Source organism: uncultured Tateyamaria sp. (assembly GCF_947503415.1).
Lineage (GTDB): Bacteria > Pseudomonadota > Alphaproteobacteria > Rhodobacterales > Rhodobacteraceae > Tateyamaria.
Window position 1 is genome coordinate 1,896,349 of the sequence record NZ_CANNDS010000001.1, and the last position, 13,020, is coordinate 1,909,368.

The 13,020-nt window shown below is 61.5% G+C and carries 12 protein-coding genes and 1 tRNA gene; 8 read left to right on the plus strand and 5 right to left on the minus strand.

Annotation, left to right across the window (positions count from 1 at the left end; genetic code table 11):
• Window positions 1-12 precede the first annotated feature (12 nt).
• A complete protein-coding gene (locus tag Q1A32_RS09200; protein WP_299652090.1) occupies window positions 13-1,632 on the plus strand; it encodes an amidohydrolase in 1,620 nt (539 codons plus the stop codon).
• Complete coding sequence (locus Q1A32_RS09205) at window positions 1,629-2,501, plus strand: GTP-binding protein (protein ID WP_299652092.1); 873 nt, start codon at window positions 1,629-1,631, stop codon at window positions 2,499-2,501. The genes Q1A32_RS09200 and Q1A32_RS09205 overlap by 4 nt, the downstream gene beginning before the upstream one ends.
• 139 nt (window positions 2,502-2,640) lie before the next feature.
• Here the strand turns inward: Q1A32_RS09205 and Q1A32_RS09210 are convergent, their stop codons facing one another.
• Complete coding sequence (locus tag Q1A32_RS09210) at window positions 2,641-4,035, minus strand: aspartate aminotransferase family protein (RefSeq protein WP_299652094.1); 1,395 nt, start codon at window positions 4,033-4,035, stop codon at window positions 2,641-2,643.
• A 390-nt stretch (window positions 4,036-4,425) separates the two neighbouring features.
• Here Q1A32_RS09210 and Q1A32_RS09215 point away from each other — a divergent pair, with 390 nt between their 5' ends.
• The 3 genes from Q1A32_RS09215 to Q1A32_RS09225 all read left to right on the plus strand — a co-directional run bounded on the left by Q1A32_RS09215 (window position 4,426) and on the right by Q1A32_RS09225 (window position 7,642).
• On the plus strand, window positions 4,426-5,433 hold the full coding sequence (locus Q1A32_RS09215) for an ABC transporter substrate-binding protein (protein WP_299652096.1): 1,008 nt from the start codon (window positions 4,426-4,428) through the stop codon (window positions 5,431-5,433).
• A 114-nt stretch (window positions 5,434-5,547) separates the two neighbouring features.
• Window positions 5,548-6,354, plus strand: a complete 807-nt coding sequence (locus Q1A32_RS09220; protein ID WP_299613230.1) for a taurine ABC transporter ATP-binding protein — start codon at window positions 5,548-5,550, stop codon at window positions 6,352-6,354.
• 22 nt (window positions 6,355-6,376) lie between these two features.
• On the plus strand, window positions 6,377-7,642 hold the full coding sequence (locus Q1A32_RS09225; protein ID WP_299652098.1) for an ABC transporter permease: 1,266 nt from the start codon (window positions 6,377-6,379) through the stop codon (window positions 7,640-7,642).
• A 50-nt stretch (window positions 7,643-7,692) separates the two neighbouring features.
• Here the strand turns inward: Q1A32_RS09225 and Q1A32_RS09230 are convergent, their stop codons facing one another.
• From Q1A32_RS09230 to Q1A32_RS09240, 3 genes are all read right to left on the minus strand, one after another.
• Complete coding sequence (locus Q1A32_RS09230; RefSeq protein WP_299652100.1) at window positions 7,693-8,547, minus strand: DUF547 domain-containing protein; 855 nt, start codon at window positions 8,545-8,547, stop codon at window positions 7,693-7,695.
• Between the two features lie 317 nt (window positions 8,548-8,864).
• Window positions 8,865-8,940 (minus strand) — tRNA-Ala (locus Q1A32_RS09235).
• Between the two features lie 91 nt (window positions 8,941-9,031).
• Window positions 9,032-9,361 (minus strand): TIGR02300 family protein, encoded by a 330-nt coding sequence (locus Q1A32_RS09240; RefSeq protein ID WP_299613224.1) that lies wholly within the window; start codon window positions 9,359-9,361, stop codon window positions 9,032-9,034.
• Between the two features lie 143 nt (window positions 9,362-9,504).
• On the opposite strand from Q1A32_RS09240, the gene Q1A32_RS09245 reads away from it, so the two are divergent.
• From Q1A32_RS09245 to Q1A32_RS09255, 3 genes are all read left to right on the plus strand, one after another.
• Window positions 9,505-10,197, plus strand: coding sequence for a M48 family metallopeptidase (locus Q1A32_RS09245; protein ID WP_299652102.1), 693 nt, complete (start codon window positions 9,505-9,507; stop codon window positions 10,195-10,197).
• Window positions 10,198-10,228: 31 nt separating this feature from the next.
• Window positions 10,229-10,879, plus strand: a complete 651-nt coding sequence (locus Q1A32_RS09250; protein ID WP_299613220.1) for a GntR family transcriptional regulator — start codon at window positions 10,229-10,231, stop codon at window positions 10,877-10,879.
• A 67-nt stretch (window positions 10,880-10,946) separates the two neighbouring features.
• Window positions 10,947-12,005: a PAS domain-containing sensor histidine kinase gene (locus Q1A32_RS09255; protein WP_299652104.1), complete on the plus strand. Its 1,059-nt coding sequence runs from the start codon at window positions 10,947-10,949 to the stop codon at window positions 12,003-12,005.
• On the opposite strand, the gene Q1A32_RS09260 is transcribed toward Q1A32_RS09255, so the two are convergent.
• Window positions 12,006-12,968, minus strand: coding sequence for an acetyl-CoA carboxylase carboxyltransferase subunit alpha (locus tag Q1A32_RS09260; RefSeq protein WP_299613216.1), 963 nt, complete (start codon window positions 12,966-12,968; stop codon window positions 12,006-12,008).
• Between the last annotated feature and the right edge of the window lie 52 nt (window positions 12,969-13,020).

Consider the following 13,020-nt stretch of genomic DNA (forward strand, 5'->3'; position numbering starts at 1 on the left):
CGGACGAATGACATGACCGAAACACGCGTTTTCAAAGCCCGAAAAATCCTGACAATAGACCCGCTGCGCCCGACAGCCAGCCATGTGGCGGTGCGTGAAGGTCGCATTCTCGCGGTGGGTGACGGCGATTGTGCAGCGCCTTGGGGTGACTTTACCATGGACAACCGGCTGGCGGATACCGTGATCATGCCGGGCCTTGTCGAAGGGCACGCGCATCTCATGGCGGGCGCCATGTGGCAATTCACCTATGTCGGCTATCACGACCGAACGGACCCGGACGGGCGCGCATGGGCCGGGATCGATACTGCAGATGCTATGATTGCACGGCTCAGGGACGGGGCCGCACAGTCGAACGAAAAGGTGTTCGGCTGGGGTTTCGATCCGATCTTTCTATCCTCTGAGCGTTTGAACAAGACCCATCTGGACCAGGTTTCAACCGACCGCCCCGTCGCCGTCCTGTTCTCGAATTTCCATCTGATGTGCGTGAACTCCGTCGCGCTCGAGATGGCGGGCTATGACGCCGACACGCCGCTCGAAGGTGTTGTGAAGGGACCCGATGGCACCCCCACCGGAGAGCTTCAGGAGATGGCGGCCATGTTTCCGGTCCTGCGGCGGATGGAGATCGACTTCCGAACCCTGTCGCAGAGCGAGGACGCGATACAAAGCTACGGCAAGATCGCGACGCGGGCAGGGGTCACCACCATGACAGACCTCTACTCCATGCTGGAGGACGAGGATATCGCGCTGATGCTGCGCCTGACGGGGGCCGACGACTACCCCCTGCGCATTGTCCCCGCACTTGGTGCGAGCGGCGCGCCTGCACATGTGGCGGACAAGGCTCTGGCGCTGCGCGAACAATCAACCGACAAGCTGCGGCTTGGTGCCGTGAAACTGATGACGGACGGATCGATACAAGGATGGACGGCCCGCGTCCGCTGGCCCGGATATGTTGGGGGGCAGCCAAACGGCATCTGGAACACGGCCCCGGCCGAGATCTTCGCCCTGACCGAAGAAATGCAACGCCGCGGCGTTCAGATGCACATCCATGTCAATGGCGACGAAGCGGCCGAGGTCTCGCTTGAAGCGCTTGAGGCGGCCGCGCGTGCGCACCCGTGGCCCGGCGCGCGGCATGTTCTGCAGCATTGTCAGATGATGGACCGGGCGCTGTTTTCGCGCGCCGCTGAGCTGGGTGTCGCCTGCAACATCTTCGCCAATCACCTTTGGTATTTCGGCGATCAACACGCGGCACTGACAATTGGCCCCGACAGGGCGAGCCGGATGGATGCCACGCGCACCGCGCTTGATACCGGTGTGATGACAGCCATTCACAGCGACGCACCGGTCACGCCACTTGGGCCGCTGTTCACCGCGTGGTGCGCAGTCAACCGCGAAACCATGACCGGCCAAGTGCTTGGGCCCGAAGAACGGATTTCCGTGTCTGAGGCGCTCGAATTGATCACATTGGGCGCGGCCCGCACGCTCAGGCTCGACCATGACATCGGCAGTATCGAGCCCGGCAAACGTGCCGACTTTGCCGTGCTGGGTGACGATCCAACCATCGGGGACGGGGCGAGTTTGAAAGATGTGCCGGTCCTTGGCACGGTGTTCGGAGGGCGGGTGCATCTGCCATGACAGGCCTGCCACTGACTGTGATCGGCGGCTATCTGGGGGCGGGCAAGACAACCCTGATCAACCAAGTGCTGGGCGCGGCGCACGGTCTCAGGCTGGCCGTTCTGGTGAACGATTTCGGCGCAATCAATATCGATGCGGCATTGCTTCAATCTGCCACGGAGGACACGATTGAACTGACCAATGGCTGCATTTGCTGCACCATGTCCGGTGATCTGTTCTTTACCATCGGTGATCTTCTGGATCGCGACCCCCGTCCCGATCACATTCTGATCGAGGCAAGCGGCATCGGCGACCCAGCCAAGATCGCGGCCGTTTCGCTGGCGGAAAAAGAACTGCGTTATGCCGGGATCATCACGGTGGCGGACGGCTTGAATATCGCAGAACAACTCTCGGACCCGCGCATTTCGGAGCAGGTAAAAAGCCAGCTGCGGTCCGCTGATCTGGTTGTCGTCAGCAAAATCCGGGATTTTCATGTCGGGTCGTTGTTGCAGGACATGGATATTCCGCGCTGGGCTTACGCGGATGATCTTGAAACGGTTGCCGCCTTGATGCTGGACCGCACAGACTTGTCGGCGCGGCCGGCTTCAGACGCGCAGAGCCATCCCGCTTATCTGCATTGGTCGGACACTGCCCCGCCTGCGTTGTCCAGAGAAGACATTTACTTGCGATTGTCCGACATGCCGCCCGGATTGCTGCGGCTGAAGGCCCTTGTTCCTGACAAGACCAGCGGGTTCTGGGAGGTTCACGTTGTCGGACGGCAAAAGCAGGTACGGCGACGGGACGATGTCGCCTCAATCGGCCTTGTGGCCATCGGGTTGAACGATGCCCTGTCGCAAGCAGAGATCAGGCGGTGGTGGCTGGGTACCTGACGGCGGCTTCGAGCTTTGCCTCCAACGACTGGCAAAAACCGGCCGGGTTTCGCCCGCGCAAACTAAAAAAGGCGGAGGTCACCTCCGCCTTTCCTCATGTCGTTCGATGCAAGCCCGGTAAGGCGGATCTTGATCCGCCCTAGCCAAACACCCGTGTCAGTGCGCCGTCGACCGCTTCGATGATCTGGTTGATGTCGTCCTTGGTAGCGATCAGCGCGGGCGAGAAGCAGAGTGTGTTGTTCTTGCCCGGTAGGCTGCGGTTGGTGGCCCCGATGATCACCGCCTGCCCCATGCAGTCCTTGACCACGGCCTGCACTTTGGCCTCTTCCGCCGGATCACGACTGTCGCGGTCTGCGACCAACTCCGCGCCAAGGAACAGACCCTTGCCGCGCACGTCACCGATGACGGCATGCTTTTCTTTCAGCTCTGCCAGCTTGTCCAACATGTAGTCGCCCATGGCGGTGGTGTTGCCGAGCAGGTCCTCGTCCTCGATGATCCGCATGTTTTCCAGCGCCGCAGCAGGGCCAGCTGTGCAGCCGCCAAAGGTCGAGATGTCGCGGAAGTAGTTCATCGGATCGCTGGTGTCGTCCTTGAACATGTCGAAGACTTCGTTGGTCGTCGCAAGGCACGAAATGGCGGCATAGCCCGAGGCGACCCCTTTGGCCATCGTCACCATGTCGGGTTTGATGCAGTAGTGCTGGTAGCCGAACCATGTGCCGGTGCGGCCCACGCCGCAGACAACCTCGTCGATATGCAGCAGAATGTCGTACTTTTTGCAGATTTCCTGCACCCGCTCCCAATAGCCTTCCGGAGGGACGATCACGCCGCCGCCTGCGGTGACGGGTTCAAGGCAGAGCGCGCCCACGGTGTCGGGGCCTTCACGCAGAATGATCTCTTCGATCTGGTTGGCGGCCCATTCACCGTAGTTCGCGTCAGGCGCGCCGTCCTGTTCGTGCTTGCGGTATTCGAGGCAATGGGGGACGCGGACGAAGCCGGGGGTGTAGGGGCCGTATTGCGCGTTGCGCTCGTCCTGGCCACCCGCTGACAGGCAGGCGATGGTGGTGCCGTGGTAATCGCGGTCGCGATAAAGGATCTTGTGCTTTTTACCGCCGTAGCGCTTGTGCGCGATCTGGCGGACCATTTTGAAGGCTTTCTCGTTCGCCTCGGACCCGGAGTTGGCGTAGTAGATGCGGTCGAGGCCGGGCATTTTGGTCAGCAGCTTTTCGGCGAACAAAGCGCCGGGGATCGAGCCGACGGTGCCGCCGAAGAAGTTCATCTTGACGATCGCGTCGCGCACGGCGTCACCCATGCTTTCGCGGCCGTAGCCCACGTTCACCGTCCAGACCCCGCCCGAGACGGCGTCGATATGTTCGATCCCCTTCTGGTCCCACACGCGCAGGCCCTTGCCCTCGATGATGATCTTGGGGTCGGCGCCAGTGAAGAACGGCTGGTGCTGGATCAGGTGGTGCCACACATTTGCGCGGTCGGCTTCGATCACGCGGCTCATGTCGTTTTCGTTGAACGTTCCGTCCATGGGTCGAACCTTTCGAAAGAGGGGGCGGCCCATGAAACTAAGGGCCAAATACGCTAGCTGGCGTGCACAATCGCTGAGAATCTGGTCACAACAGTAGGGCCAGTTTGGGGTCACAAGTAAAGCCAGTTCACGCGTGTATGCGTCGCCTGGTCCAGTGCCGGGCAGTGGAAATGCCTTGTTTTCATGGGCCTGTCCGAAATTTGGATTTCCGAAAGCCCCGTTTCACCTGCACAAAATTATGACAGATGCCCCGATTTTACGTTGATCCGGGCCGGATTATCGGCTCGGATCACGCCAGCGCCGCGGGACCCGCGTGCGACGAGAGGCGGGATACCGTCCAAAACGATCCAGACGCAGGGCTCACCTGCGTGAAAACACGGGAGTTAAGACATGACATTCAAGACAAAGCTGATGGGTGCTGTGGCAGCCACTGCGATGCTGGCCGGTGCGCAAGGCGCTGTGGCCGCGGGCCATGGTGGCGAGATCACCGTCGCCTATTTCCTGGAGTGGCCGATGCCGTTCCAGTTCGCCAAAGAGACCGGCATGTACGAAGAGGCCATGGGCGGCACCAAGATCAACTGGGTGAGCTTTGACACCGGCACCGCGATGAGCGCGGCGATGGCGTCGGGCGACGTGCAGATCTCGGTTAGCCAAGGCGTTCCGCCCTTCGTGGTTGCGGCCTCTGCCGGTCAGGACATCCAGATCGTGGACGTGGCTGTGAGCTACTCCGAGAACGACAATTGTGTTGTCGCCTCCGGTCTGGAGATTGACAAGGAATCCGCAGGCGAGCTGGCTGGCAAGAAAGTGGCTGTGCCACTGGGGACAGCTGCTCACTACGGCTTCCTGAGCCAGATGAACCACTTTGGCGTCGACCTTGCGTCGCTTGACGTTGTGGACATGGCACCGGCGGAAGGGGCGGCTGCTCTGGCACAAGGCTCGGTCGACATGGCATGTGGCTGGGGTGGCGCGCTGCGTCGCATGAAGGAAAGCGGCAACGTGCTGCTGACCGGTGCGGAGAAGGAAGAGCTGGGCATTCTGGTGTTTGACGCCACAACCGCGCCTGCCAATTTCATCGCCGAAGAAGGCGAAACGCTGAGCCAGTTCCTGGCCGTGACAGCCGAAGCCAACGCGATGTGGGCGGATGAAGCCAACCACGCGAAAATGCTGCCTGTCATCGCGAAAGACGCGGGTATGGACGAAGACGCAACAGCGGCCACGCTGGCGACCTTCAAATTCCCCACGGTCGAAGAGCAGCTGAGCGAAGCATGGCTGGGCGGCACGGCACCTTCGTTTATGAAAGGTGTGGCCGACGTGTTCGTGAACGCGGGTTCGATCGACAGCGCGCTCGACAGCTACGAAGGTACTGTGAACACAGCGCCTTTGTCGTCGATCAACTAAGACCATTTGATTGGGCTCGCGTGCGTGATGCGCGCGGGCCCTTTCTGCGATACCGAGGCGGGGTGAACCCCGCCCTACCGGGTGCATTTGCACCTAAGCGACAGGTGGGAACCGATGTCCGGACTTTCAATTCAAAACCTTTCGATGCGCTTTGACCTGCCGGGTGGCGGGCATGTGCAGGCGTTGCAAGATGTGTCGCTGGACCTCAAGGCCGGTGAATTGCTGAGCGTGCTGGGCCCGTCGGGCTGCGGCAAGACCACGCTTTTGAATATCGTCGCGGGCTTTCTGGCCCCGACCGATGGCAAGATGATCCTGAACGGTCACGAAATCAACGGACCCGATGCCGAACGCGGCATGGTGTTCCAGCAAGGCGCGCTGTTCGAATGGATGAGCGTGCGCGAGAATGTGGGCTTTGGCCCGTCGATGAAGGGCATGCCCAAGACCAACAAGGCGGAGATCGTGGATCACCTGCTGGACGTGGTGGGCCTGCAGGACTTCAAGGAAAAGGCCGTCTATGAATTGTCGGGCGGGATGCAGCAGCGTGTGGCGTTGGCCCGGTGTCTGGCCAACGATCCCGACGTGATCCTGATGGATGAACCGCTGGGCGCGCTGGACGCGCTGACCCGCGAAAAGATGCAAAGCCTGGTTCTGAAGCTGTGGAAAGAGACGGGTAAGACCATCATCCTGATCACCCACTCGGTCGAAGAGGCGCTTTTGCTGGGCGAGCGCCTGTTGGTCATGGCCCCGCGCCCGGGGCGCATTCACAAGGAATACCGCCTGCCCTTTGCCGAGATGGGCGTGGGTCAGGACCTGCGTGAGGTCAAGAAGCACCCCGAGTTCGGAGAGCGCCGCGAAGAAATCCTCGGCATGATCTGGGACATGGAAGAAGAAATTATGGGTCGGTCGGAGGCGAGCGCATGAAAAATCTTATGGAGGCAGCGACATGATCCCGTTTCTGATTTACGTCGCGATCTTCGTGGTCGCCTTTTTTGTCGTCACTAAGATCGCGCAACGGTCGGCCATTTCGGATTACGGCTCGCTCAAGACCGTGACCTTTGGCGACGAAAGCGCCGTGACGCCCAACCGGGCCGCATCGGTCATCTCGATCCTGACCATCTTCCTGCTCTGGGGGATGTTCACGGGATCGTCCCTGCTGCCCCGTTTCCTGCATGCCCCCGGCCCGTTTGAGGGGACCGGCACGTTTGAATACACCGCGCAGGCGGGCAATGAGATCGACACGGCCACCGTTACGGTCGTTGTTCACCCGATTGACACCCCAACGGACGCGCCCGACGTGGCCGAAGGGGATGGTTGGGCCAAGGATGACAGTGTGGCCATCGGCATGTGGCGCTCGGGCCTGCTGCGTGTGGACCGCAACGATGAACTGGGCCGCGGTGACGGGGCCGAGATCATCGAGATCAACGGCCAGAAGGTGCAGCCCGGTGACACGGTCGACGTCGATTTCGGCACCGTGACCATTTCCGACAAGGGCACGCCCAACATTCAGCCCGCCAAAGGCTGGCAGATGGAACCCATCTGGCTGCCCTCACCCGAAGCGGTGGTGCAGCGCATTGGCGAGATTGCGAGTGAAGGTTTCCGTGGCTCAACCCTGTGGGAACATCTGGGGTACTCCCTGTTCCGCGTTGTCGTCGGCTTCTTCTTTGGGGCTTTGGTGGGCATTCCGTTGGGCTATGCCATGGGCCTGTCCAACTGGTTCCGGGGCTGGTTTGATCCCATCGTGGAATTCATGCGCCCCGTACCGCCCTTGGCCCTGATCCCGCTTGTGATCATCTGGGCAGGCATTGGAGAGACCGGAAAGATCATCCTGCTGTTCCTTGCCGCGCTCTGGATCATGGCCATTGCCGCCAGGTCGGGTGTGAGCGGTGTGAAGATTTCCAAGGTGCATGCGGCCTACAGCCTCGGCGCGTCCAAGGCTCAGATCATGCGGCACGTCATTGTGCCCAACTCGCTGCCGGAGATTTTCACCGGCGCGCGCGTCGCTATGGGCGTCTGTTGGGGCACTGTGGTTGCGGCTGAACTGGTCGCCGCCGAACAGGGGGCTGGCATGATGATCATGGTCGCCTCGAAGTTCCAGAATACCGACATCGTGATCATGGGCATCATCCTGATCGGCATCATCGGCTTCGGCATCGACATGCTGATGCGCTGGGCCGAACGGATCCTCGTGCCTTGGAAGGGCAAGGGCTGACGCCCATTCGCCAGATGTGATCAAAGACGGCGCCCGCGTGGCGCCGTTTTCTATTCCGCGACCTGCGCCACTGTTGCGGGGGCATCGTTCAGTGACCAGTCATAGGCATACCTGTCGATCTGGCCCCGTGCTTCCAGTGCGGCACGCAGGTCCGGGTTGGCCCGGTCCATCAGGTAGGCAAGGACCGAGGCTTCGGTGCCGCCAAAGTCCTCGCGAAACCAGCCAAAGATTTTCGACACCGTGACCGCGCCATCGTCCGCAATGGTGATCCCGCGCGGGTCATGGATATAGGCGTGTTCGGCGGCATTCAGATCATCCTCCAGCGTGCTCGCGCGCCACGCTTTCGCGGCAAGGTTCGGGCATCCGGCAGCCGCACAATTCAGCGCATAGTGGATACGCGGATCGTCAAAGACGGGCCGAACGATGCCATGTTCGATGTCATTGAGGCTGAGGGCCGTGCCGTTCACCCGCAGATCAGCGTAGGACCAAGGCCCAAGCCCCAACAGACCGTCGCCAATGTCGCGGATGCTGTCGACCGGATAGTGATCGAGGATCACGCGGATCGTCTGCGCGTTGTAAAGGTTGATCCAGAATGCCAGTTGCTGATCGCGGTCAAGCGTCGCGGGATCAACCCGCTGCATCTGCGCCAGAAATGTAAGAAGCGCGGCCTCGTCCGCCTCGGTCACATTCGCGTAACGCACGCGGGTCATCCCGTTGGGTGTGTCCGCATGGTAGGTCGCAAGAAAAGCGTCGAACGCCCCGTAATCCGGTGCGGTGCCGGGCGTGCCTGCCACTCTGCTCCATCTGTCCGACATAAGGTCCGCCTTGGGCGCAAAGAGCCGTTCAATGGGCATACAGGCGGTGATGGCGAGGATTGCGGACAGGACAAGGAACAGACGCAGCATGAGGCACCTTCGGGCAGTGAGTGCTCCCTAGGTTTGGATTTGCCCGCCACGTTGCGAGCCCGCTCGCATGAACGTGTGTCAGCGCGATTGGCTTGTGTTCGAAGGGCAGCGGCTGCCCAAGCCCTGCCGATGCGCGAAAGTCAGCGCCTGCGGCCAATGCCGGGTGCACCGTTCATTACGTAGATTGAAAAGAGGGATGGTGGAGCATAGCGGGACCCGACCGCTGCACTCAGAGTGACCGCTTCGCGGGCGCGCGTAAGTCGGCGCCTGCGGCCAATGCCGGGCGTACCGTTTCGTACGTCGATTGAAAAGAGGGATGGTGGAGCATAGCGGGATCGAACCGCTGACCTCCTGCATGCCATGCAGGCGCTCTCCCAGCTGAGCTAATGCCCCATCCTTGGTGGCCGTCCTTGGCCGTGCGCCGCTGATTAGGCGCTTTGCCTGACGGGATCAAGCGAAAAAGACCCCGTCCGGCAGTGCGTTTTCAAGAGTCGTCGTCTTCGGCTGCGACGTCCGCCAACTCTTCGAGCGGGACGTTGTCTTCTTCTTCGTCATCGTCCAGCAGATCGTCGTCCAGTTCGACCTCGACGTCGTCTTCGTCCAGCACTTGATCGTCGCTGTCCTTGGCGGTTTTCGCCTTGGCCTTTGCCGATGCCGCATCTTCGGCATCCGCTGCGATCATGCGGGTCTTGGAGCTGTCGACCTCGACCACATCGCCGGTATAGGGGCTGATGATGGGCGACCGGTTCATGTCGTAGAACCGCTTATTGGTCGTCGGACAAAGCCGTTTGGTGCCCCATTCTTCCTTTGGCATGTGTCATCCTTTTGTCTGCGCGTGGCCCGGTCCGGCACTTGATAAGCGGGCGGACGGGTGTGCCTCGTGTTGCGGCGATTCTGGGCAAGTGCCATAAGGCCGGGACGGAGTCAAAGCCTTATGGTCAGGTCGTGGGAGATGGGATGGCCGAGCGTGTTCTTCAAGGGCAGCCCGATATTGTTTTGACGCTGCGCCGATCCGCCCGTGCGCGGCGGCTGACCTTGCGCATTTCATCCCTCGATGGCCGCGTGACGCTGACATTGCCCCAGCACGTGCCCGAGCACGAGGCGCTGGCCTTCGCGCGGGAAAAAGAGGCGTGGATTCGCAAGCACCTGTCGGACCGGGTCGAGGATGTGGCGGTCCGCGTCGGGATATCCCTCCCGGTGGAGGGCGCAGCGTTCGAGATTGTGCCGGGCCGTGGCCGGACGGTACGGCTGAGCGAAGGCGCGCTTGAGGTTCCGGGCACGCCCGAGGCGGCACCGCGCCGTGTTCAGGCCTTTCTCAAGGCCCGTGCGCGTGATGTGCTGGCTGCGGCCTGCGACGACTATGCGGGTCGTTTGGGGCGTCCCTATTCGGGGCTCAGCTTGCGAGACACGCGTTCGCGCTGGGGGTCGTGTTCTTCGGCGGGCCGGTTGATGTTCTCGTGGCGGCTCATCCTCGCGCCGCCGCAGGTCCTGCGCTACGTGGCGGCCCACGAGGTCGCGCATCTGGCGCAAATGAACCACTCGCCCGCTTTCTGGGCCGAGGTGACGCGCATTCATGGACCCTATGACGCGGAACGCAAATGGTTGCGGACGCAGGGCAATGCCTTGCACCGGTATCGCTTTGGCAATTGACCGACGTCATCAGGTGTGATCACAAATATCCATGCAACAGGTTCCGCGCACCCGAGACACCACCTCTGCCGCCCATGACCGCGTCTACCGACGGCTGCGGACACGCATCATGCATGGCGACATCGCACCCGGCCAACCGTTGACGCTGCGCGGGATCGGCAAGCAATACGATGTGTCGATGACGCCCGCCCGCGAGGCGGTGCGCCGTCTGGTGGCCGAAGGGGCGTTGACGATGTCGCAATCGGGTCGCGTGTCGACACCCGAGCTGTCCAACGAACGGATCGAGGAATTGGCGGCACTGCGTGCCCTGATCGAAGTGGAGCTGGCAACCCGTGCCCTGCCGCGTGCGCATCTGGCCCTGATCGAACGCCTGCAAACGATCAACAGCGCTGTGGCCGAGGCGGTCGCGCATCGGGACGCGGTCAGCTACATCCGCACCAACCTCGAATTTCACCGCACCTTGTACCTGCGTGCACAGGCACCGGCGATGCTGGCGATGGCCGAAACGGTATGGCTGCAGATGGGGCCGACGATGCGCGCGCTCTATGGCCGTTTGCGCCGAACGGAGCCGCCACAATACCACCGTTTGATCATCGCCGCGTTGCGCGCGGGTGATGAACCAAGCCTGCGACTGGCAGTTCGTTCGGATGTGACTCAAGGTTTGCGCATGTTGGCGAGCTGAGCTTAAACGTTTGGTAGCCAGGCGTTGATAGGTACATCGCACAGTGAACGGACGCAGGATGTGACGCTTGGACTATTCGATCTACGACCTGGTGGATGCCCCGGTCTTCGTTCTTGTCGCCGATGACGAGGGCAGGCCGGTATATGACTTTCTCAACAAGGTCGGGCGGGACCGCCTTGGCAAGGGCTTGGATGAAATCATCGGAAAAGCCGCCCACGAGGTGTTTGACGGGCGCGCCGCCTATTCGGTTTTTCGTCACCAATTGATCGCATGGCAAGCCGGGCAAACCACCTGTTACGAGATTGCGCTGCCCTTGCGCGATGACAAGGTCTGGTTTCGGACCAGCCTTGTGGCCACACATGACGAAGACGGGGCGCTGGTGCGCATGGTGGGCACATCACACGACATTTCCGCAGAGCGCAGCCTGCTGCAACAGGAAGTCATGACTGCCGCCGCCGCCCGCGAGGTCGAAGATCTTGTCTGCCTCGCCGCGCACGATCTGCGCAGCCCCATCGGGAACATGAAATCTCTTGCCTACCTGATGCGCCACGACTTCGTGGACCACGGCGACGGCAAGCTGGAACTGATCAACATGATCGACACGCTGGCGGACAAGTCCCTTGATGTGATTTCCGAAACCATGGCGCAGGTCATGGCCAAAAGCGCCCCGGTCAAGTCCGGCCCCTTCGATTTCGGCGGGGTGTGCGACGACATTCTGGTCTTGCTGGACCCGCTGCGGGAACATTCGGTGTCCTATCCGCGGATCACGTTGGATGCGGACTACACCGCAGTTCAGATCATCGTGCGAAACTTGATCGACAACGCATTCAAACATGCGGACCGTGATGCACTTCGGGTCGAAATCTCTGTCGACCAGATGAACACGCGACGCCTTGCGATTTGTGTCCGGGATCACGGCCCCGGGTTTCAGCAAGCGCCTGCGGACGCGGACCCGGCAACATCTGTCGCCAACGGCTTTGGCTTGATGGGTGTCAGACGCTTGGTCAAGGCGCGGGGCGGCACCGTCAAGTTCGGTGCTCCGGCCACGGGCGAGGGGGCGGAGGTGCGTGTTGAATTACCGGGCCAGATGATCGACCCGGCACCTGAATTAAGCAAGGTGAGCTGATCAGGCAGCCAGACCGGTGCTGCCAAGACCGAGGAACTTCTTGCGCCGGTCGGCGATCAGCTCGGCAGGGTCCTTGTTGTCCAACTCCGAAAGCATCGCGGTCAAGGCGTTGCCAACAGCACTGATCGTCGCGTCCCGATGCCGGTGTGCGCCACCCGTGGCCTCCGGAATGATGCGGTCATTCACGCCCAGCTGGCGCAGGTCCTGCGCGGTCAGACGCAAGGCTTCGGCAGCCTCACGCATCTTTTCGGCATCTTTCCACAGGATCGACGCGCACCCTTCGGGACTGATCACCGAGTAGACGGAGTGTTCCAGCATCGCCACCCGGTTGGCCGTGGCAAATGCAACGGCCCCGCCTGATCCACCTTCTCCGATGACCACGGACACAAGCGGCACGCCGATCTGCAGGCATTTTTCGGTCGACCGCGCGATGGCTTCGGACTGGCCGCGCTCTTCCGCGCCCTTGCCCGGATAGGCGCCGGGCGTATCGACGAGGGTAATGACCGGCAGGCCAAAGCGGTCGGCCATGTCCATCAGGCGGATCGCCTTGCGGTACCCTTCGGGCCGGGCCATGCCGAAATTGCGCTCGATGCGCGACTTGGTGTCGTTGCCCTTTTCATGGCCGATGACCATGACCGGTCGGTCGCCAAATCGGGCCAACCCGCCCATGACGGCATGATCGTCCGCGAAATTGCGATCACCGGCCAGAGGGGTGTATTCCGAAAACAACGCGTCAATGTAGTCCACGCAATGCGGCCGGTCCGGATGGCGGGCGACCTGGCATTTCCGCCATGGCGTCAGATCCGCATACAGGTCCTCAAGCATCTGGGCGGCCTTGGCATCCAGCCCCGCCGCTTCGTCCGTGACATCCATCTCTTCGTTCTGCCGGGCGAGGGCGCGCAGTTCCTCTGCCTTGCCCTCAATTTCCGCCAATGGCTTTTCGAATTCCAGATACTGCGTCACGCCTGCGTCCCCGATGCAATTTGCCGCTATATGGCCGCAGGATGCATCTTTT